Below are 22,102 nucleotides of genomic sequence, written 5' to 3' on the forward strand. Positions count from 1 at the left end.
AGAGGCTGACATTTAAGCTAATAGCGAATGTTTTTCTTCCTGTATAATAAAGAAAAGCTCTAAGCTAGACAACGCTAGCTCTGAATAAGCATTGATTTGCGCAATTTCTTATACTTCCTTACATTATATAAAGGATAAAGTTATCGGATAGCTGCATCCTTAGACAGGAGATAGAACTGTTAATCTGGACAGGTGGGATACTTATGTTTAATATTCAAATTTATGGTGATCAAGGAATGCGTATACAATTTGGTAATGAAATTTCTATAGAGACAAATGAACGTATTCGTAGTTTTATTTTTGTTCTTGAAAAGGAAAACATTCAGGGGATTATTGAATGGATTCCAACATATACAGCAGTGACTATTTATTATAATCCACTTGAAATTACATATGAATCTTTAAAGGAAAAAGTACTTCAAATTCAAAACAAGTTAAATCATATGACCATTCCTAAGGCAAGAATTGTTGAGATTCCAACCTGTTATGATCATGAATTTGCTTTTGATTTATCAACTGTAGCTCAGCATAATGGATTAGATGAGGAAGAAGTAATTGGATTGCATCATCAGGAGACTTATTTAGTTTATATGATTGGTTTTGCGCCTGGATTTCCATATCTAGGAGGTATGGATAAGCGAATTGCAACACCTCGATTAGCTGTTCCACGTCAAGAGATTCCAGCTGGTTCTGTTGGAATTGCTGGAGAGCAAACAGGAATTTACCCTTTAGCGACACCAGGTGGCTGGCAACTAATTGGTCGTACACCATTAAAATTATATGATCCAGAGCAAGTAAATCCTTTCTTATTAGAAGCAGGAGATTATATACAGTTTATTCCAATTGCTCGAGAAACTTATGAAGAAATTAAATCCCAAGTAGAAATGAATACTTATGAAATTGTAGTAAAGGAAATGGACTAGGAGGATTAGCATGACGTTTTATGTAGATTTAAATAGTGATTTAGGAGAAAGCTTTGGTGCTTACCATATTGGACAAGATGACCAGATTATGGATTTCATCACATCTGCTAATATTGCCTGTGGTTATCATGCGGGTGATCATAATGTGATGAGTCATGCGGTGAAAATTGCTACAGAAAAAAAAGTTGCAATAGGAGCACATCCAGGACTAGATGATTTGATTGGCTTTGGTCGACGAGTCATGCAAGTAGATGTAAGAGATATTTATAACAGCATGGTTTATCAAATTGGTGCATTACAAAGCTTTGCACATATTCATGGGAATCAGCTACAGCACGTGAAACCACATGGGGCATTATTTAATATGGCAAGCACTGATCGAGCACTTGCCGATGCGATTGCACATGCAGTATATGATATTAATCCGAAACTGATTTTATTTGGTTTATCTGGAAGTGAATTAATTAAAGCAGGAAAAGAGCTCGGTTTACGTGTAGCGGAAGAAGTATTTGCTGATCGGACTTATCAACCAGATGGAACATTAACAAGCCGAACGCAAGCGGATGCAATGATTCATGATGCAAAAGAAGCTGCAGAACGTGTGATTCGTATGGTGACAGAAGGAAAAGTAAAAACAGTGGAAGGATCAGATATTGCGATTCAAGCAGATACTATTTGTGTTCATGGAGATGAATCAAGCTCCTTAAAATTTGTAAAAATATTACGTGAGCAATTAACAAATCAAGGCATTATGATAAGAAGTGTGGGAGCTCAGTATGAATGAGATAATCGAAATCATTAAACCTGGTTTAGCAACATCCGTACAAGATTTAGGTCGTTATGGTATGCAAAAGTATGGGATTGTTGCGGCAGGAGCAATGGATTCTTTTGCATTACAGATAAGCAATATTTTAGTTGGTAATCCAAGAAATGAAGCCTGTTTGGAAATTGCCTGGATAGGTCCTAAAATTCGATTTTTAGATACAGCAGTTCTTGCTATTTGTGGAGCAAAATTATCACCAAAGTTAGATGGAACCCCTGTCCCGCTATGGAAGTCTTTTATAGTACATAAGGATCAAATATTAGAATTTGGCTCACCGGAGGAAGGGATGTATGCCTACCTTGCTATTCACGGTGGTATTGATGTTCCGATTGTTATGGGAAGTAAAGCTACTTATGTAAAAGCGCAGCTTGGTGGCTTTTTAGGCAGGAGCCTTAGAAAAGGAGATTGCTTACCAATTGGAAAAGCAACGGAACAACTCGCTAAAATAAACGGGAGAAGTCTACATTATGATTTTATTCCTACCTATGCAGAAGAAAGAAGCATCAAAGTATTATTAGGTCCAGATGATGCTGCATTTACAGAGGAAAGTATTGAAAGCTTCCTGAATGAAACATATGAAGTGACGAACCAAGCAGATCGAATGGGATATCGGCTAAAAGGACCTAAACTCGTACAACGTGAACATGCAGATATTTTTTCTGATGCTATTCTTCCAGGAACTATTCAAGTTCCGGCAAGTGGAGATCCAATCATCTTATTAGCAGATAGACAAACAACAGGAGGATACACGCGTATTGCAACTGTTATTTCTACAGATTTACCTTATTTAACTCAGAAAAACCCAGGCGAATCCCTAACTTTTGAAGCCGTTACTTTAGAGAAGGCACAGCGGCTCTATCGACAACAATCATTATTTTTACAGAGATTAAGTATGGTATAGTAGATAGTTTTTAGTAACTGAACATTTTTAAATCAGCCCTTATAGAGCATGAATTCTACATGGAGGATTATTCCTTTTATAATTTTTTAGAGAATTCATTATGTAAAGGATTTCATTTGATGTATAATATTAGCTGAATGGTCAGAAAAATTATACATATTAATTATGGAACAAGTGAATGGAGGATATTAGATGAGACCTTTAATCGGAATTACATCTCATATGGAACTAGATCAAGAGAATAATATTATTGGTAAGGAAGACGTAGAAGCAATCACACGTGCAGGTGGAATCCCAGTCGTTTTACCAAATATTTCAGACGAAGATAAAATTCAAGAGCTTGCAGAAAGAATTGACGGATTATATGTATCTGGTGGTGCAGATGTGGATCCATTATTATATGGAGAAGAACCACATAAAGATTTAGGAGGGATTACTCCAAATCGTGACTTTTTTGAAATCACTATTTCTAAGAAAGTTTTAGAAATGGGCAAACCTTTTATTGGTGTATGTCGTGGAGCACAAGTATTAAACGTTGCTTTAGGCGGAACTTTGTATCAGGATATTCATGCACAAACAGAAAATGAGTTAATCAAGCATCTTCAAAAAGCACCAAATAGCTATGAAACTCATTTTGCAAAAGTAGAAGCTGGAAGTCTATTAAATCGTATAGCTGGTAAAGATAAATTAAAAGTGAACAGTTATCATCACCAAGCGTGTAAGGATACTGGAAAAGGATTAAAAGTAAGCGCAACAGCAAGTGATGGAATAATTGAAGCAATTGAAGGAACTGGCGAGAACTTTGTATTAGGTATTCAATGGCATCCAGAACATCTATTAGATACAAATGAAGAATCATTAGCGTTTTTCAAAGCATTTGTCGAAGCTTGTAAGGAAAACTAAGTGGTAGATTTTTATAAAATCTAGTATGTTTTCATGAAGAAAATAATCTAGGAGGCTGTTCACATGAAAGTAATTGATACACATTGTGATGCATTATTAAAGCTGCAACGAGCACAAAATGGAGCATCTTATGGGGTTGAACCATTAAACTATCAAAATGCAACAGAGCTAGACACCAATTTTGAGCGTTTGCAGGCTGGAAATGTAAAGGTACAATTTTTTGCGATTTTTATTCTCCCGAATGTTCCTGCTGATTTAAAATGGCAGCATGCATTAGAGCAAGTAGATTTATTCTATACAGAAGTGTTGAAGAATCCGAAGATGAAGCATATTCGTAAATGGGAAGATATGGATTATCTTAAAGAAGACGAAATCGGTGCAGTATTAACATTAGAAGGTGCTGATGCTTTTGGAAATGACTTGATGAAGCTACGCACACTATATCGCTTAGGTGTTCTATCTATGGGAATGACATGGAATAATCCTAATTTATGCGCTGATGGCGCGGGCGAGCCACGTGGTGGTGGTTTAACGGAGTTAGGAATTGATGTAGTGAAATTAAATAATAAGCATAAAGTATTTACAGACGTTGCCCATTCTACGGTAAAAGGATTCTGGGATATTGTTGAGCATGCTGATTATCTAATCGCAAGTCACTCTAATTCTCGTGCAATTTATGACCATGTGCGAAATCTATATGATGATCAAGTGAAAGCATTTTTCGAGAAGAAGGGATTAATCCAGGTTGTTTTCTATCCTTCTTTTATCAATGGTACAAATCAAGCTACTTTTGCTGATTTAATCAAACATATTGATCATTTATGCTCATTAGGTGGAGAGAAATTTATTGGATTTGGTTCTGATTTTGATGGAATAGATAGTTATATTAAAGATTTCGAAGATGCATCAATGTTTCCGAATTTAATCAATGAACTATTAAAGCATTATTCCGAAGAGCAAGTGAAAGGATTTGCTTATCAAAACTTCTTAGATAATCGTCCAAAATAAATTAATCTACGCTAATAATATGAAGAGGCTGGGGTAGTAAAGATTTAATCAGAATCGCGAAATTCTTTGATTAAAAATCTTTCGCTCTAGCCTCCTTTTAAACGTATTTTATAGGAAGGTAGGGGATGGATTTGGTATATGACTTAAAAGAAAACTTATTAGCAAATTATGATAAAAAGAATGATAGAGATGGGATAAGTGGTGAGAGGATTGCAGAGCGACTCAGTCATTTATCAAAAATTGGACGTACAAGCAGCAACGGGTCTAATCGACCTGGATACTCTCAGGAGGAAAAAGCGGCAAAAGAACTGATAGCTAGCTGGATGCGTGAAGCAGGATTAGATGTACGATTTGATGGTGGAGGAAATGTCATTGGTAGATTAGCAGGTAAGAATCCTGAATCACCAGCAATCGTCAGTGGTTCACATGTGGATAGTGTTCCAAATGGGGGACATTTTGATGGTCCATTAGGAGTTATGCTAGCATTAGAAATTGTTGATGCTTGGCAAAGCTCAGGATATGTTCCAGAAAAGCCTTATGAGGTAGTGATCTTTGCAGATGAAGAAGGAGCATGCTTTAACGGTGGATTAAATGGAAGTGAAGCTTTTACTGGAGATGTGAATATGGTTGAAAAACTGCGATTAACAGATTCAGCTGGTAGAAGCTTTGAAGAAGTATTAAAGGATGTTGGTTTAACTGTTGAAGGATATGAGACAACTAGCAGGGAACAAGAAGAGATTGAGATGTATGTGGAAGTACATATCGAGCAAGGAAAGCGATTAGAAAAAGAAAATCTACCTTGTGGAATTGTAACTGGTATTGCAGGTGCCCAGTGGATTGCTTTTACATTTACAGGTGAAGCGAGTCATGCTGGAAATACCCCTATGACTGATCGTAGAGATCCAATGCTTGCAGTTAGTGATTTTATGTTAGCGATTAATAAATTACCAGGAAAATATAATGATTCAGCAGTAGTTACCGTAGGGAAGTTAAATGTAAAGCCTAACGGCGTGAATGTAATTCCTAGTAGTGTTGAGTTATTTGTTGATCTGCGCGATATCTATCAAGATACTCGTGATGAAATAGCACTTCAAGTCAAGGAAGCAGCAAAACAAGCTGGAGAAAAATTTAATATTGACGTAGTTTACAAAGAACTGATGGATACTATTCCAGTGCCAATTGCTAAGGATTTGCAAGGAAAATTAGCAGAGACACTAGAAGAATTGGATGTAGAACCATATTATTTGCCAAGTGGTGCAGGTCATGATGCAATGATTCTTGGTCAAAAATGGCCAGTAGCTATGCTTTTTGTTCAAAGTAAAGCTGGAATTAGTCATAATCCAGCGGAATGGACAGAGCTTGCAGATGCAGTGATGGCAGCAAGAGCTTTAAAGAAATTTATTGAGAAAATGCAATAATAACGAAAAGCGCAAGTCACGCCCTTACAGGCCAAGAACGTGACATCACGAGCACAACACGTAGGAGATACGGATTAAAAACGCGACGTAATCGAACTTAGCCGATGAAAGTGCGACTATGACTCTGTCTGCGCCAGACGGCTTGCCAATCGTCAAGTCTTCTTTATTGTAGGGGGCCTCGCCCTAGCTCTTAGTTTTTGGCGCTCGGAGCTAGACATGGCTATCTTTGAATAAGAATTAATTTGTACCAATTATATATACTTGCTTATCTAATAAATAAGGATAGCTAAGTCATTTAGCTATCCTTATTATATGGGTTCACATGCACAAGCACATCTTCAATGTCTGCATGTTTATTTTGTAAGGTTTGTTTTACCTTCCTAGCGATAGCATGTCCCTCTTCAACCGTTATATATGGATCGACACTAATTTTAACATCAATCACGACATATCGACCATGTGTACGAGCAAGTAATTGATCGATTTTTTTAACGCCTTCAATATTTAAGGCAGTTTCTTTAAATGTTTGAGTAGCATCTGGTTCTAGTACCTTTTCCATCATAATTACGGAGGATTCCTTGGCTAAGTCAACACCGACTTTGATTACAATAATAGAAACACCGATTCCAGCAATAGCATCACCGTAAACCAATAAAGGAATATTGAAATGTTCTCCAAGCATGGCTGCTGTAATACCTACTAACACTGCTAAGGAAGATAGGGAATCAGAGCGATGATGCCAAGCTTCACTAATGAGAGCAGCGCTATTATGTTTTTTTCCTAGATAGTATTTGTAATGAAATAACACTTCTTTAACAAGCAATGAGATAATGATAATAATTAAAGCAAGCATGGTAGGTGCTACTGGTTGCTCCCCGAAAAATATTTTAACAGATGAAATACTTATTTCAACACCAACGACAATCAGTAGTAACGCTATGATGAAAGAAGCAATATTTTCTGCTTTCCCATGTCCATATGGATGTTCTTCATCAGGTGGCTTAGCGGCAATTTTTACTGCAAATAAAATAACTATGGAGCCGACAATATCAGATGCGGAATGAAGTGCATCAGCGAGTAACGCACGGCTTCCTGATATTAATCCACCAACAGCTTTTAAAATGGTAAGTAGTGCATTAACAATAATACCAACCCATGTAGCGACTATAATAACACGCGAAGTTTCATGCACGTAACGCTCACCTCAATTCATTTAAATGAATATGTAAAAGTATATCATTCTCAATTAGGATGATCTAATTAAGAATGCGGTTTTACCATTATAAAGTATTTTGGAATATTACTCCAATCTTAAATCAAAATATATAAATATTTTATGAAGGAATTTTCGCAAAACTAGTCGAAAATGTTACAATATATACTAGAAAACAATATAGATAAAAGAGAAAGGATCTTACAAATGAATTATACAAAGCCAATTCAAGTATACCGTGGTGAATTTGTAGAAAGCACACATGATGTCCATGTTGCAGTGGTTCATGCAAATGGAGATCTTATTGCGTACTATGGAAATCCATTTCGTCAAACCTTTGCTCGATCATCAATGAAGCCTTTTCAAGTTATTTCAGTCGTAGAATCAGGAGCTATTGAAAAGTACCAAATTGAGGACAGAGAGCTTTCCTTGTTCTGTGCAAGCCATAGTGCAGAGCCTTATCATCGTGAAGCAGTGTCAAACATTCTGAAAAAGATTCAATTGGAAGTAGATCATCTACAATGTGGTACACATGTGCCAATGGATTTTGAAAGTTATAAACAGTTGATAAGAGAAGGTCGTGAATTAACTCCATTATACAGTAACTGCTCAGGTAAACATTCAGGTATGCTTACTGCATGTGTGATGCAGGGATTTGATGTGGAATCTTATCGTGAAGTATCTCATCCTTATCAACAACAAATTATTGACAATATTGCTAATATCACTGGATATGCACGAGATAAAATTAAAACATCTGTAGATGGCTGTGGAGTACCTGTACATAGATTACCTTTATATTATACTGCATTAGGCTTTGCTCGGTTAGCAGCTCCAGAACATTGGGAACAAGGAAGTGAGCAACGTAAAGATTCTTTACGTCGTGTGCGTGATGCCATGACCACACATCCAGAAATGGTAGCAGGAACAAAACGTTATGATACAGATTTAATGACTGCATTTAAAGGAAGAATTGTATCTAAAAGTGGTGCAGAAGGGGTGCATTGCTACGGAGATCGTGAGACAGGCATTGGTGTAATTGTAAAAGTAGAGGATGGACAAGGCAGAGCTTCAAGCGTTGCATCTATGGAAGTACTTCAACAATTACAAATTGGGAATCCTACCATTTGGGAGCAATTAAAAGATTATCATCATGCACCAGTTCTAAATGCAAGAGATGAAGCTATTGGTAAAGTTGTTCCAAACTTTAAGTTAAAACGACTTTAATCAATTTTTATGTTAATTTTTCGGAAAATCGAATTATCTAAAAATATTATTGACAGTGATAGAAGAGAAGCATATAATTAGTCCTTGAAAAAATGCTGTGAAGAAAATTCGCGATTAGTGGAGAGTGAGTTACTTATGCCAGAAAAAGTAGTTATTGCATTAGGTGGAAACGCCATTTTACAACCAGGTCAGGAAGGTTCTTTTGAAAACCAATTAGAGAATGTGCGCATAAGTACAGAAATCATTTCTCGAATCATTAAAAACGGACATCAAGTTATTATTACACATGGAAATGGTCCGCAAGTTGGAAATATTTTAAGACAAAATGAAGAAGCGAAGCATGTTGTTCCACCATTCCCACTTGATGTTTGTAGTGCAGAGTCACAGGGATTTATCGGTTATATGCTTGACCAATCCTTGAAAAATTCTTTACATAAGTTAAAGCTTGATAAGCAAGTAGTTAGTTTATTAACACAAACAGAAGTGTCAAAAAACGATCAGGCATTCCAAAACCCTACTAAGCCAATCGGGTTGTTTTATTCGGAAGAGGAAGCGAAGCAATTAGCAGATGAAAAGGGTTGGGATGTTAAAGAAGATGCAGGAAGAGGCTGGCGTCGAGTAGTCGCTTCACCAAAGCCGCAGTCAATTATTGGCTCAGAAACTATTAAAATGTTAGTAGATACAGGAGCGATTGTTATTGCCTCTGGTGGTGGAGGTATTCCAGTTATTCGTGATGAGCAAGGTGCGATTATTGGTGTGGAAGCAGTGATTGATAAAGATAGTAGTGCATTTAAGCTTGCAGAAGAAGTAAATGCAGATATGTTAATGATTTTAACAGATGTACCGAATGCTTATATTCACTATGGCAAACCAGAGCAAAAGAAATTAGAAAAACTATCTTTAGCAGAAGCGAAAAACTATGTTGAAGAAGGGCATTTTTCGGCAGGAAGTATGGAGCCTAAAATGCGTTCAGCAATTGCTTTTGCTGAAAAAGGTGGTAAAGCAGTTATTTGTTCATTAGATCAAGCCGATTTAGCAATTGAAGGTAAAGCAGGAACAATGATTATTAAATAAAAAAGTATCTAGCTTTGTTTAAAGCGGGTTGTCAGATAGAATGTAGATGAAGCATTATCTGAAGCCCGTTTTTATCTTTGTCTAACATCTTCTAGGTGATAAAATTTTGAAAATAGACTTTAATAGATGTCACAGAATTTAATGGACTATAGGAAGCATGTTCACATATAGATCTAGATTTTTTTGCATCAAGAACAACTTAGGAGGATATCATCGTGAAAGAATTATGGAAATCCAATAATTGGATTGCAGGCTTGCAATGGCTTTTCTTTATTTTTACAAATATTGTCGTTATTCCAATCACAGTTGGAGCGGCTTATCAATTACCACCAGAAAAGATAGTTTCTTTATTGCAGCTTTCCTTTATTGTAACAGGACTTGCATGTGTCTTGCAGGCGCTACTTGGTCATCGTCGAGCATTGATGGAAGGGCAGTCAGGTTTATGGTGGGGTGTATTTTTAACCTTAGTAAATATGTCTGCTGCTCAAGGAATTCCACTTGAAGAATTAGGAGGAAGCTTGGCAGTCGGGATTATTATTTCAGGTGCGATTACCTTAATTATTGGTTTGAGCGGCTTTGGTCCAAAGCTTGCGAAATTATTTAATCCAGCAGTGATGGGTGTATTTATCTTTTTACTAGGCGTGCAATTAGTAGGCATCTTTTTAAAAGGAATGCTAGGAATCCCTTTTGGAACAGTAGAAGAGGGTGCAGGAATTCATTTAACTTATTCTTTATTATCTATTGGAATTGTTATCTTAGTTATTCTTATTAATTTAAAGGCACCTATCCAGCTTAGACGTTATGGATTATTAATCGGAATTATTGTAGGATGGGTAGCATTTTCTCTTATTTTCCAACCTGCTTCGGAGCAAAGACAAACATCCTTTGTCGTAGAATTTTTTCCACTGGGCAAGCCAGCATTAAATGTTGGGGTCATCTTGACAGCAATATTTGCAGGACTTCTCAATTTAGCAAATACATTTGGCGCATTAAAAGGGTCAGAAGCATTGTATGATGAAAAAACTTCTAAAGCTCAATATCGTGGATGCTTTACCATTACAGGTATAGTAAATATGGTTTCTGGTGTTTTTGGACTTGTACCTTATGCACCGTATGTTTCTTCCATTGGATTTTTAATTCAGTCTAATATATTACAGCGTTTACCGTTTATTCTAGGGGGATTAATGTTTATGGTAATGGGACTTGTTCCATCCATTGGTGCATTTTTCTCAAAGCTTCCATTAAGCATAGGGAGTGCGGTATTATTTGTAGCTTATTTATTATTATTTCAGTCGGCATGGAGCTTTTTTAGTCAGGTTAAGTTTAATATGATGAATGCTTATCGTGTTGCTATTCCTTTATTTGTAGGAATAACGATTATGACAATGCCTGCTACATATTTTGACTCTATTCCAATGGTTATTCGACCATTACTAAGCAGTGGATTACTAGTAGGGATTTTATTAGCTGTTATTTTGGAAAACACATTAAATTGGGATCGTATCGGTTTGCAAAAAGAAAATAGAGCATAAAAAAAGTCTGGTTCTCCTCAAAACTTAACTTTTGAGAGTCCCAGACTTTTTTTATGAGCGGTTAGGCGGCTACGTCTTTTCGTTTTCTCTCTGATTCTTCAACAAATACTGCTGCAGAAGCATCTCCAACAATGTTGACAGATGTCCGCATCATATCAAGAATTCGATCAATTCCTGCAACAAGTGCGATTCCTTCTAATGGTAAGTTTACTGCAGCTAGTACCATTGTTAACATAACTAAGCCTGCCCCTGGAACACCAGCAGCACCAATAGAAGCAAGTGTTGCAACAATCATGACAGTCATCAATTGACTGAATGTTAATGAAGTACCAAAATATTGAGCAATAAACATAACGGCAATACCTTGATAAATAGCTGTTCCATCCATATTAATTGTTGCACCTAATGGAAGTACAAAGCTACTAGTAGTTTTAGAAACACCTAAGTTTTCTTGGGTATTTTTCATTGTCACTGGTAGTGTACCAGAACTACTACATGTACTAAAAGCAACGGCAGCAGCAGGTAAAATACCTTTGAAGAAACGAATTGGTGACATTTTTCCGAGTACTTTAACCGCTGTTCCATAAATAAAGATAAGGTGAACAAGACATGCTACTAACATAGCTAAAATAATCTTCATTAATGGCATAATAACAGCTAATCCATATTCCCCAACAACAGGAGCAAGAAGTCCAAAGACTCCGATTGGTACGAGAATCATAATGATACCTGTAATTTTATACATGATTTCAGCTAAGGAGTTAAAGAAACGATGTACAGGCTCTGCTTTCTTACCAACAAGTACGATCCCGATTCCAATAAAAATAGCAAAAAAGATAACTTGTAAAATATCTCCCGATGCTAAAGCTTCTACTGGGTTTGTTGGAATAATATTTAATAAAGTTTGTACAACACCTTCTGTTTCTGGTGCAGTTGTTGCTTCTTCAATCTCTGCATCTAATCCCGAACCAGGTTGGAAGATAAAACCTGCTAATAGACCGATTGTTACAGCAATAAATGTAGTAATCAGGTAGTAGGATAATGTTTTACCGCCAAGCCTACCGAGTACTTTAACATCTCCAGCGCTTGCAACACCTACAATGATGCTAGATAAAATTAATGGAACGATGATGAACATGATGAGTCTGAGGAATAAATCGCCTAATGGTTGAACATACTTTGCATTTTCACCAAAAATTAGACCAACAATAATTGCTAAAACAAGAGCAATTGCAATTTGCCATAGAATATTTAACTTCTTCATTGGTACCTCCTCCATGTTAAATTAAAATACAAGAACAAAAGAACCTCCTTTTCTCGTTTTTTGTTATAGAAAGGCCAATTTCTAGAAGTAGAATATGAGGAATGATTAAAGTGGAAAAGCCTTCCTTAATAAATATTATACAGAAAGTAAACATAAAATACAGGAAAATAGAAATAATTTAAAATAGTTAGTTTATTATTGCGTAGAAAAGTATAAAAATTTTCACAAGTTGTTTTTTATTCAGAGGTAGCGCTGTCTAGCTCCGAGCGCCAAAAACTACGAGCTAACGCGAGCCGCCCTACAATAAAGAAGACTTGACGATTGGCAAGCCGTCAGGCGTAGACAGAGTCGTAGTCGCACTTATGCCCTGCGGGTGAAAGTCAACATTAGTTCTGTTTTATAAGGAAGCCCGACTAAAACCAGGCTAAAGCCTAACGTCGGATACCCCTAAAGGGGCATGCTTCCTTTATCTTGGTTTTGCCACACCAATCTCTACGTTTTTAAGCGGGCTCGACTTTCGCTTTTCGTTCTTTTTTGATAAAATTGTGACAATATAAATTAGCAAAGAAAGTTATCAACAGGTGATTTATTGACTTTCTATATACGCATATGTAGAATGTAAATATATGAGAAATTATACTTACATAATGTTATGAGGTGATCTAATGATACAAGCGGTTTTTACGATTGGAATTGTTATGACTGTAGTATTAGTAGTTTTAGCATTCGTTCTTTCAAAAATTAATTTAAAAGGATTTACAATGTATTATCCATTCGCAGCAGTGTTCTTTGCAGGATTAGTATTCTTACTACTTGCTATAATTCTTGAAAAAGTAGATATTTTAGGTGCTGGATTTGGCGGATGGGGACTTGCTTGCTTATTCTCTGCAGCAATTGCAATGATTATCGCAGCAATTCTAGATTCATACGCACAAAAAGCATAATTAGAAGTCTATATGAACAAAGACAAACTGCACCTCCAATGGCTAGATATATCTAGCCATTGGAGGTGCAGTTTTATTTTTATCTATTAATTTTCTTTTAAAAATGTTTGATTATCCCGTTGCTCTATTTTATCTGCTTTTAATAATGAACCTAATGCTCGTTTGAAAGCAGATTTACTCATCTCAAATGTTCCTCGAATTTCTTCTGGATCACTTTTATCGCTAAAAGGAATTACCCCATCATTGTCAATAATATGCTGAAGGATCTGTTCAGCATCATCACTAATTCGCTCTTGTTTGAGTGGAAGCAAGGAGAGATTAAGGGTAGCATCATCTTTTATTTGAATGACTCGTGCCTCGATTAATTCACCTAAACGGGGTTCTTTTTTTCTTTCTGTGTGATGAATAAAACCCCGATAGCCTTCTTCTGTCATAATGGCTGTACCTTCACGACTGGTTCGATATACACGTCCATTTACAGTTGTATTTAGTAGTTCATCGGGTGCTATTTCTCTTCTTTCCATCATTACTTTTTCAGTTGCAGGAATAGCTAATAGTCTGCCAATATGATCTTTACTAAGTGTGACAAAAAGCTGATCGCCTACTGCGGGCCATACTTTTTCAAATAATGGTAAATCATCAATTGAAACAAGCATTTCTTTGGCAATTCCAATCTGAACAAAAACACCTAGACGTGGCACAACCTCAACCACCTCTGCCCAGCCATATGTTCCTAGCTGAATTGTTGGAATACTCATTGTAGCCACTGTTCGATTATTTTTGTCATGATATAGGAATACCTCGATTACCTCTCCAACTTCAGGGGTATTTGTTATTTCATTATGATGAAGTAAAATTTCCGCTTCTTCTTTTTTCAGAACATAGCCTGTTTCGATTGCACGATCCACCTTTAGGCGTTGCACAGTACCAAGTGATACAAAATCCATATGTATACCTACCTTCTTCCTTATTCGTTCTTCTTATTATACCAATTTGTTTCTGTAGTGTATTGTTTTTCCATGAAATGTAACCACAGATTACAAAATACGAGAGAAAATTGCTTCGGGTAAAAAAATATTGTACACAAATTCGACAAAAATATGATAGACTTATTAATGGTATTAACCTTTTCCTAACTATTTTAATCAATTAAAAATCTCAGCTTTAAAAATATTATGATTTACATAGAAAAATAATATACTTCTTGTCAAATGAAGTCTTTGGTAGATGTGGGAATATAAATAGAAATAAGATTTCTTCCAGACAAATTTGATATACAGATGAAATTTACATAATGGAGATGCTTTTTAAATGGGATTATTTTTTAGTGTAGTGCTACCAATTGTTTCTATTTTTGGATTAGGATATATTTTACAGAGGATCCGTGTACTTGATGTTAAATCTGTATCTACTGTTGCCATTTATATCTTCTTACCGGCATTAGCATTTAACTCGCTTTATAATGCGAACTTTAATAAAGGATTTACAATTGTTATTATATTTGCTTTTAGTTTACTCTTTTGTATGATTGTCTTGAATAAGATTTTGGCGAAAATATTCAAATGGCCACAATCTGTAGAAAGTGCTTCAATATTAACAACAGCGTTTATGAATGGCGGGAATTATGGAGTTCCCGTGATTATTTTTGTTTTACCAGAAGCAGCAGTTGCTTATGGTGTGTTTTTTATGGTTTTACAACAAATTATTATGAACTCTTTCGGTGTATATTATGCTTCTCGTAGTCGAAGTGGGGCATTAAAAGCTGTGAAAACAGTCTTTAAAATGCCTGCTACATATGCGGTCATCCTAGCATTTCTTTGCCAAGGACTTACACTAGAGGTACCAGCATCGATTCTTTCTGTATTGGAAATGTTAGGTGCTGCAACGATTCCAATTATGATGGTTAACTTAGGAATGCAGCTCGCATCTATCACATCACTTAAATTTAATTGGCAGGTCATTACATCAGCTACAATTATCAGAATGGTTATTTCTCCATTACTTGCACTTGGATTTGTTGCCTTATTAGATGTTGAACCGATGATTGCATCTGTTATTATTATTGTTGCTTCTATGCCAAGCGCAGCGACAACAACCTTGCTTGCATTGGAATTTGATACAGAACCCGATCTCGTTTCAAGTATAACCTTAGTTACAACTTTAATAAGTGTGGTTTCTCTGACCGTATTGTTAAATTTTATATAGTATTAAAACATCCTTATTGAATGTATTTTCAATAGGGATGTTTTTTGTGCTATTAACAAAATTTGTTTTAAAAATTGCTTTTCCTCTTGAATTCTCTTCACTAAAAAGTAATATGCTTTTAAGCTATAGTGGGCTATTCAATATAGATATTTGTTATTTATATAATTGTCATTTTATAATGATATTAACAAAAAATCAGGCAAACCTAAGGAAAGGCTGTATCATAAGAGATTATTCATTACTAACTAAATAAGGTTATTTAAAAAATAGGAAGGAAAGATTAACATGGAATTAGAAGAGCTTTTATTAAAAATGACTACAGAGGGCATTATTCATGGTGGTTCAGAAGTTAATAAGGCAATGACTGCTGTGTCGGCTGAAACAAGACGGTTATGCGCCCAATTGAATAATGGTATATATACAGATGAGGAAGTTAGAAATCAAGTTTCCCAAATTATTGGAAAAGAGCTAGATGAAGGTTTTTCCTTATTCTTGCCATTTACTTCAGACTTTGGGAAAAACATTACAATAGGGAAAAATGTATTCATAAACTCTGGATGTCGATTTCAAGATCAAGGTGGAATCCATATCGGAGATGAGAGCTTAATTGGACATAATGTTGTTTTTGCAACAATCAATCATGATTTTCACCCATTAAAAAGAGGAACATTACATTTAAAACCAGTTGTGCTAGAGAAGAGAACTTGGATTGGTTCTAATGCAACGATTCTTCCAGGAGTGAGGGTTGGAGAAAATTCAGTCGTTGCGGCTGGCTCAGTAGTTACTAAAGATGTTGCACCTAATACAATTGTTGGTGGAAATCCCGCGAAATTTATCACTAATTTAGAAGATAAGATAGAAGATTGAATGTAATTCACAAGGTAAATTAGCAACTTTTTATGAGGTTGGAAGCACTTCCGTATGTAAAGATATTAGTAGGCATAAATCACGTGGAAAACAATTGTAAAGGTCATCTTAATTGCAACTATTTCGGAAAATGGATTAATATATAAATAAGTGAATAAAAGGATTGCACCAGGAAAGAAGGCATTTATAATGAAAGCAGATCCGCTGCAACTTATTTGGAAGATAATAATGACAACCATTGTTGCTATAATGGGAGGGTTATTATTTAAATTTCTCCATATTCCAGTACCATGGCTTATTGGGCCAATGGTTATCATGGTATTTGCTAATAATTTTTTAAAGATTGATTTTGCTTGGCATTCATCGCTACGAACAGTTGGATTAATGATTGTAGGATATACTATTGGGATGTCATTGACGGCAGAAGCACTACGAGATATTGCAAAACAATTACCACTGATGTTCACCATGACATTTATTTTAATAATATTTTGTGCGGGTATAGCTTGGGTTGTTTCAAAGCTATCTGGTATTGATTATCAAACATCTATTTTAGCTAGTATACCTGGTGGGCTCTCGCAAATTTTAACACTTGCGGAGGAAACAAAGGGAATTAATTTTGCAGTAGTAGCTGTTACGCAAATCATTCGTGTTATCTTGATTATTGTTTCTATTCCACTTATTGTTTCAATGCCAATATTTCGTAATAATGGTGGACAGGTAGCAGAATATATTGAACCGGTAACTGCATCTATTGGTATGTTCCCAAATATTCTTTATTTTACTGTTGCATCATTTGTATTTATTTATCTTGGCAAAAAAATAAAATTACCTACACCTCAATTACTTGGGCCTATTTTAGCAACAATGATATTACAACTAAGTGGAGTGGCAGGACCAGAGCTGTCAGATGTTATGATTAATGCAGGCCAATTTATGATCGGTACATATGTTGGATTATTATTAAATATAAAATCTTTACCATCGCGAAATAAAACAGTAGGATTAGCATTAATTAGTGGTGTATTACTAATATGTGGATCGATACTACTCAGTTTTTTATTAGCCATCATGCAAGACTTCACCATTGGAACAGCTATGCTTAGTTTAGCACCAGGTGGTATGGATCAAATGGGAATTATCGCCCATGCAGTAAATGCAGATTTATCAACTGTCTCTGGATATCAGTTATTTCGGACTTTATTTATTTTCTTTTTTGTTCCAATTACTTTTAATCTTATTTTTAAACCTGGTAAAGAGAAACAGAAGAAATCAATGTCTCCATCAAGTAAGAGTACATCCTAGTGCTCTTGCTTTTTTACTTTAGAATTAAATTTGTACCTTCATTACTGTATTTCTGTCAGAATCTAGTTGTGTTATAGTTGAGTATAGAGATAATGACTGGGACAAAAGAATTTTTAAGTATTTATGTTCAGAAACAATTAACTAAAAATATTTTTGTTCCATTTTGAATAATAAAGGAGTTTTTTGAACTATGAAAAGTGTCGTAATTGCAGAGAAGCCTTCTGTTGCTAGAGATATTGCAAGAGTGCTTCAATGTCATAAAAAAGGTTCTGGTTTTCTAGAAGGAGATAAATATATCGTTACTTGGGCACTTGGACATTTAGTAACCTTGGCGGACCCAGAAACCTATGATGCCAAATATAAGCAATGGAATTTAGAAGATTTACCAATGCTACCAGATCGTTTAAAGTTAACGACTATTAAACAAACGAGCAAGCAATTCCATGCAGTAAAAGCTCAATTAAGTAGAAAAGATATAAAAGAAATTATTATCGCAACAGATGCGGGACGTGAGGGAGAGCTTGTTGCACGTTGGATTATTGATCGTGTACGTGTTCAAAAGCCGATCAAACGTCTGTGGATTTCTTCCGTAACAGATAAAGCGATTCGTGATGGCTTCCGTCAGCTAAAGCCAGGAAAGAACTATGAAAATTTATACGCGTCTGCAGTAGCTCGTGCAGAAGCTGATTGGTATGTTGGCTTAAATGCGACACGCGCATTGACAACAAAATTTAATGCACAACTTTCTTCAGGACGTGTACAAACACCTACGCTAGCAATTATTGCTACAAGAGAGCAAGAAATTAAGAATTTTAAACCAAAAACATATTATGGAATAGAGGCCAAAGAAAGAAGAGGATTTACCTTATATTGGCAAGACGAAAAAAACAATGCTCGTATTTTTTCTAAGGAAAAAGCAGATGCTTTGATGAAACAATTAACAGATGAGAAGGCAGTAGTGACTAAAATAGAGAAAAAAATGAAGAAGCAATTTGCACCACAGCTATATGATTTAACAGAATTACAGCGTGATGCAAACCGCTTATTTAACTTTTCTGCCAAGCAAACATTAACGATTATGCAAAGCCTTTATGAACGTCATAAGATATTAACATATCCACGTACAGATTCTCGATTCTTATCAACAGATATCGTGTCCACATTGCCTGAAAGAATAAAAGCAAGTGCCAGCGGCTCGTATGGAAAAATCGCGAATGATATTTTGCGAAGAAAAAAAATTCATCAATTACCAAAATCGGTAGTGGATAATAATAAAGTATCAGATCACCATGCAATTATTCCGACAGAAGAAGCGGTGTTTTTAGATGAGTTATCTGCACAAGAACGTAGAATTTATGATCTTGTCGTTAAACGCTTTTTAGCAGTGCTAGCAGAACCTTTCGAATTTGAACAGGTCACAGTAACTGCTGAAATTGCGAAGGAGAAATTTGTTGCGAAAGGTAAAGTGATTAAACAGCATGGATGGAAAGCTATTTATGATAAAAACTTTACAGAAGAAGGAGAGCAGCAAAACGAACAAAGCTTACCTGTCTTAAGAGAAAATGAAGTACTACAAGTAACAATCAAACGCACGAGTGGAGAAACACAGCCACCAAGTAGATTTACGGAAGGAACACTACTGCAAGCGATGGAAAATCCTGTACGATATATGCAGCTACAAGATCAAAAATTAGTAACAACAATTAAAGAAACAGGTGGTCTTGGTACAGTAGCAACACGTGCTGACATTATTGAAAAATTATTTAGTAGTATGATGATGGAGTTAAAAGGGAAGCATATTTATTTAACAGCTAAAGGTCGTCAGCTGTTGGACTTAGTTCCAGAAGATTTGCGTTCTCCATCATTAACAGCGTCTTGGGAACAGAAATTAAAGCAAATTGCAGATGGAAAACTAAATAAAGCACAATTTATGAAAGAAATAAAAGCCTACACAAAGCAAGTGGTTAGTGAGATTAAACAATCTGACGAGATATTTAAACATGATAATTTAACAGGAACCAATTGTCCGAAGTGTGGTAAGTTAATGCTTGAAATCAATAATAAACAAGGTAAGATGCTTGTTTGTCAGGATCGTTCTTGTGGACATAAGAAGAATATTTTAAAACGCACGAATGCTCGTTGCCCTAATTGTCATAAGCGCTTGGAATTACGTGGAGAAGGAGAAGGGCAGACATTTACTTGTTCTTGTGGACATCGAGAGAAATTATCAACATTTAATAAAAGGAAACAACATGAGAAAAAGCATAAAGTTTCTAAACGTGAAGTAAATCAATATATGAAAAAACAAAATGAAGAGTTTACAAATAATGCATTAGCAGATGCATTAGCTAAATTTAAAAAATAGTAGCATTATATTAAAAGGTATTTTTGCGATTAATTCTCAAATTTGCCAAATTTATTACAAAAAAATAAAATAATTTACTTTCATGAGGTTTATCGTGTATCATTATACTGGTATAGTGATACCAAAGAGTTATTTGTGAAAATTACTCTATTATGATATCGAACTTGAGAACATAGGGGAGGTAAATTGCAGATGGCTTTCGTTATTCTTGATCCTTGTAGACAAGAAAAGGCAGCAGAATGTGTAAGTGTTTGTCCTGTTGATTGTATTGAAGAAGGACCAGATCAATTTTATATAGATCCAGATATTTGTATTGACTGCGGTGCATGTGTTGCTGTTTGTCCAGTAGATGCAATCGTAGAAGAATATGATTTAGCACCAGAGCAAGAAATTTTCTTGCAAAAAGCGGAAGAATTTTTCGCAGATCGCTAAGGTAAATAATGATAGACTAAGAACAAAAAGCATTAATATCATCCCATCCCTGTTTAAAAGCTTAGAAATTGCTACTGTTCTTCAATATTAAAAGGATGTCCAGAAAGTGAGTGAAAATAAACTTTTTGGACATCCTCTTTTTTGTTACATCTATTTACTGATTACCTTTTTTAACCCAATCTGCAACTGTAACTGTACGTTTAGCCTGGTACTTAACAGCATCTTCAACATTTTCTACCATCTTACCATCTTGATCAACTGTTACACTTGTTCCATATGGATTTCCACCTGCACCAAATACAACTGGATCAGTGTAACCAGGAGTAGCAATAATAGCACCCCAGTGCATCATCGTAGTATATAATGATAATAAAGTAGCTTCTTGTCCACCATGTGGATTTTGTGCAGAAGTCATCCCACTAACAACTTTGTTAACAGTCTTACCACTTGCCCAAAGTCCACCTTGAATATCAATAAATTGTTTCATTTGAGATGGCATTACACCAAAACGAGTTGGTATACTAAAGATAATTGCATCTGCCCATTCTAAATCATCTGAAGTAGCTACTGGTACATCTTTCGTTGCATCAACAGTTGCTTTCCATCCTTCATTTCCTTCGATAACAGCTTCAGGTGCAAGTTCTTCTACTTTTAATACTCTTACGTCTGCGCCTAATTCTTTAGCTCCTTCTGCTGCCCATTGTGCTAATTGATAATTTGTTCCACCCATACTATAAAATACTACTGCTAATTTAACATTTGACATATTTTTTTCGTCTCCTTTGATTTTCCACATAGTTTATCTTAAAAAAACATTATTATAACTTCTTTTTGCATTTTAAATAATTCTTATATCAATCACCTCCAAAAATAAGTTATTTTACCACAAATGAATGGAGTGATATTATAGACGTGAATACCATTTGCTAGCTGCTTCAACTTCTTCAAGTGTTAATTGATGGCCTCTATTTTCCCAATGTATTTCAACTTTCGCATTTGCACCTTCCAATAATGTTTGCAATTCCTCAGATTCTTCCGGAGGGCAAATGGGATCATTAGTACCAGCAGCAATAAATACAGATTTTCCAGATAAATCAGGAAGGTCAATTCCTCTTCTTGGCACCATAGGATGATGAAGAATAGCACCTTTTAAAGCATCTTGATAGTGAAATAATAAACTTGCTGCTATATTAGCACCATTTGAATAACCGATTGCTATCATATTATTTCGATTAAATTCATATTTTTGAGCTGCTTGATTAAGAAATTCATTTAATTCCTTTGTGCGGAAGATCAGATCTTCTTCATCAAATACTCCTTCTGCCAATCTTTTAAAGTAGCGGGGCATCCCATTTTCTAAAACATTCCCACGAACACTGAGTACGGATGCTTCCTTATCAATTATCTCTGCAATAGGCAATAGATTTGATTCATCTCCACCAGTTCCATGCAGAAGTAGTAGAGTTGGTTTGTTATGGTCCTTACCTTTTTGAAATATATGTTTCATTTCATATCCTCCTTTAATATCTGAACCTTCACAGAAGGGAAAATTGCTCCATTTCAATTATTATTAATTCGAGATATAAAGCAAAATTATATCCTTTTTAATATTTTTTTAGCCTCTACATATTTTACCGACTTAGATTAGGGTTGAGTTTAAGTATTCGTATTTATAATTAATTCATTTATCTCGAATTC

General features: G+C 35.4%; 20 protein-coding genes. 15 read left to right on the top strand and 5 right to left on the bottom strand.

What is annotated here, in order from left to right; translation table 11 throughout:
* Positions 1-203: 203 nt before the first annotated feature.
* The 6 genes from pxpB (at position 204) to AB4Y30_RS04850 (ending at position 5,976) form a co-directional block, all read left to right on the top strand.
* Positions 204-923: a 5-oxoprolinase subunit PxpB gene (gene pxpB / locus AB4Y30_RS04825; RefSeq protein WP_368654356.1), complete on the top strand. Its 720-nt coding sequence runs from the start codon at positions 204-206 to the stop codon at positions 921-923.
* Between the two features lie 10 nt (positions 924-933).
* Positions 934-1,707, top strand: coding sequence for a LamB/YcsF family protein (locus AB4Y30_RS04830; RefSeq protein ID WP_368654357.1), 774 nt, complete (start codon positions 934-936; stop codon positions 1,705-1,707).
* The gene (locus tag AB4Y30_RS04835; RefSeq protein ID WP_368654358.1) at positions 1,700-2,647 is read left to right on the top strand and encodes a biotin-dependent carboxyltransferase family protein; all 948 of its coding nucleotides are present in this window, start codon (positions 1,700-1,702) and stop codon (positions 2,645-2,647) included. The genes AB4Y30_RS04830 and AB4Y30_RS04835 overlap by 8 nt, the downstream gene beginning before the upstream one ends.
* A gap of 192 nt (positions 2,648-2,839) precedes the next feature.
* Entirely contained in the window at positions 2,840-3,550 is a 711-nt protein-coding gene (locus AB4Y30_RS04840; RefSeq protein WP_368654359.1) for a gamma-glutamyl-gamma-aminobutyrate hydrolase family protein, read from the top strand.
* A gap of 63 nt (positions 3,551-3,613) precedes the next feature.
* Positions 3,614-4,558 (top strand): dipeptidase, encoded by a 945-nt coding sequence (locus AB4Y30_RS04845; RefSeq protein WP_368654360.1) that lies wholly within the window; start codon positions 3,614-3,616, stop codon positions 4,556-4,558.
* Positions 4,559-4,683: 125 nt separating this feature from the next.
* The gene (locus tag AB4Y30_RS04850) at positions 4,684-5,976 is read left to right on the top strand and encodes a M20 family metallo-hydrolase (RefSeq protein ID WP_368654361.1); all 1,293 of its coding nucleotides are present in this window, start codon (positions 4,684-4,686) and stop codon (positions 5,974-5,976) included.
* A 295-nt stretch (positions 5,977-6,271) separates the two neighbouring features.
* Here AB4Y30_RS04850 and AB4Y30_RS04855 read toward each other — a convergent pair whose 3' ends face one another.
* Positions 6,272-7,168, bottom strand: coding sequence for a cation diffusion facilitator family transporter (locus tag AB4Y30_RS04855; RefSeq protein WP_368654362.1), 897 nt, complete (start codon positions 7,166-7,168; stop codon positions 6,272-6,274).
* Between the two features lie 228 nt (positions 7,169-7,396).
* Between AB4Y30_RS04855 and AB4Y30_RS04860 the strand changes: the two genes are divergently transcribed.
* The 3 genes from AB4Y30_RS04860 to AB4Y30_RS04870 all read left to right on the top strand — a co-directional run bounded on the left by AB4Y30_RS04860 (position 7,397) and on the right by AB4Y30_RS04870 (position 11,022).
* Positions 7,397-8,416: an asparaginase gene (locus AB4Y30_RS04860; RefSeq protein WP_368654363.1), complete on the top strand. Its 1,020-nt coding sequence runs from the start codon at positions 7,397-7,399 to the stop codon at positions 8,414-8,416.
* 135 nt (positions 8,417-8,551) lie between these two features.
* Complete coding sequence (gene arcC, locus AB4Y30_RS04865) at positions 8,552-9,490, top strand: carbamate kinase (protein WP_368654364.1); 939 nt, start codon at positions 8,552-8,554, stop codon at positions 9,488-9,490.
* A gap of 215 nt (positions 9,491-9,705) precedes the next feature.
* The gene (locus tag AB4Y30_RS04870) at positions 9,706-11,022 is read left to right on the top strand and encodes a uracil/xanthine transporter (RefSeq protein WP_368654365.1); all 1,317 of its coding nucleotides are present in this window, start codon (positions 9,706-9,708) and stop codon (positions 11,020-11,022) included.
* Positions 11,023-11,083: 61 nt separating this feature from the next.
* Here AB4Y30_RS04870 and AB4Y30_RS04875 read toward each other — a convergent pair whose 3' ends face one another.
* Complete coding sequence (locus AB4Y30_RS04875) at positions 11,084-12,286, bottom strand: dicarboxylate/amino acid:cation symporter (RefSeq protein WP_368654366.1); 1,203 nt, start codon at positions 12,284-12,286, stop codon at positions 11,084-11,086.
* A gap of 665 nt (positions 12,287-12,951) precedes the next feature.
* Here AB4Y30_RS04875 and AB4Y30_RS04880 point away from each other — a divergent pair.
* On the top strand, positions 12,952-13,230 hold the full coding sequence (locus tag AB4Y30_RS04880; protein ID WP_368654367.1) for a hypothetical protein: 279 nt from the start codon (positions 12,952-12,954) through the stop codon (positions 13,228-13,230).
* 86 nt (positions 13,231-13,316) lie between these two features.
* On the opposite strand, the gene AB4Y30_RS04885 is transcribed toward AB4Y30_RS04880, so the two are convergent.
* Positions 13,317-14,177, bottom strand: a complete 861-nt coding sequence (locus AB4Y30_RS04885; RefSeq protein WP_368654368.1) for a S1 RNA-binding domain-containing protein — start codon at positions 14,175-14,177, stop codon at positions 13,317-13,319.
* Between the two features lie 364 nt (positions 14,178-14,541).
* Between AB4Y30_RS04885 and AB4Y30_RS04890 the strand changes: the two genes are divergently transcribed.
* From AB4Y30_RS04890 to AB4Y30_RS04910, 5 genes are all read left to right on the top strand, one after another.
* A complete protein-coding gene (locus AB4Y30_RS04890; RefSeq protein WP_368654369.1) occupies positions 14,542-15,435 on the top strand; it encodes an AEC family transporter in 894 nt (297 codons plus the stop codon).
* Between the two features lie 285 nt (positions 15,436-15,720).
* Positions 15,721-16,302 carry a DapH/DapD/GlmU-related protein gene (locus AB4Y30_RS04895; protein ID WP_368654370.1) on the top strand — a complete coding sequence of 194 codons (582 nt, stop codon included), beginning with the start codon at positions 15,721-15,723 and terminating at the stop codon, positions 16,300-16,302.
* A 189-nt stretch (positions 16,303-16,491) separates the two neighbouring features.
* Positions 16,492-17,607: an AbrB family transcriptional regulator gene (locus AB4Y30_RS04900; RefSeq protein WP_368654371.1), complete on the top strand. Its 1,116-nt coding sequence runs from the start codon at positions 16,492-16,494 to the stop codon at positions 17,605-17,607.
* 190 nt (positions 17,608-17,797) lie between these two features.
* Positions 17,798-19,972, top strand: coding sequence for a DNA topoisomerase III (locus tag AB4Y30_RS04905; protein WP_368654372.1), 2,175 nt, complete (start codon positions 17,798-17,800; stop codon positions 19,970-19,972).
* A 192-nt stretch (positions 19,973-20,164) separates the two neighbouring features.
* Complete coding sequence (locus AB4Y30_RS04910; RefSeq protein WP_368654373.1) at positions 20,165-20,404, top strand: indolepyruvate ferredoxin oxidoreductase subunit alpha; 240 nt, start codon at positions 20,165-20,167, stop codon at positions 20,402-20,404.
* 154 nt (positions 20,405-20,558) lie between these two features.
* Here the strand turns inward: AB4Y30_RS04910 and wrbA are convergent, their stop codons facing one another.
* Both wrbA and AB4Y30_RS04920 read right to left on the bottom strand, forming a co-directional pair.
* On the bottom strand, positions 20,559-21,170 hold the full coding sequence (gene wrbA, locus AB4Y30_RS04915; protein ID WP_368654374.1) for an NAD(P)H:quinone oxidoreductase type IV: 612 nt from the start codon (positions 21,168-21,170) through the stop codon (positions 20,559-20,561).
* A 138-nt stretch (positions 21,171-21,308) separates the two neighbouring features.
* Positions 21,309-21,911, bottom strand: a complete 603-nt coding sequence (locus AB4Y30_RS04920; protein ID WP_368654375.1) for an alpha/beta hydrolase — start codon at positions 21,909-21,911, stop codon at positions 21,309-21,311.
* Positions 21,912-22,102 lie beyond the last annotated feature (191 nt).

The sequence above is a fragment of the Ornithinibacillus sp. 4-3 genome (assembly GCF_040958695.1).
In the GTDB taxonomy this organism is placed as follows: Bacteria; Bacillota; Bacilli; order Bacillales; family Amphibacillaceae; genus CALAMD01.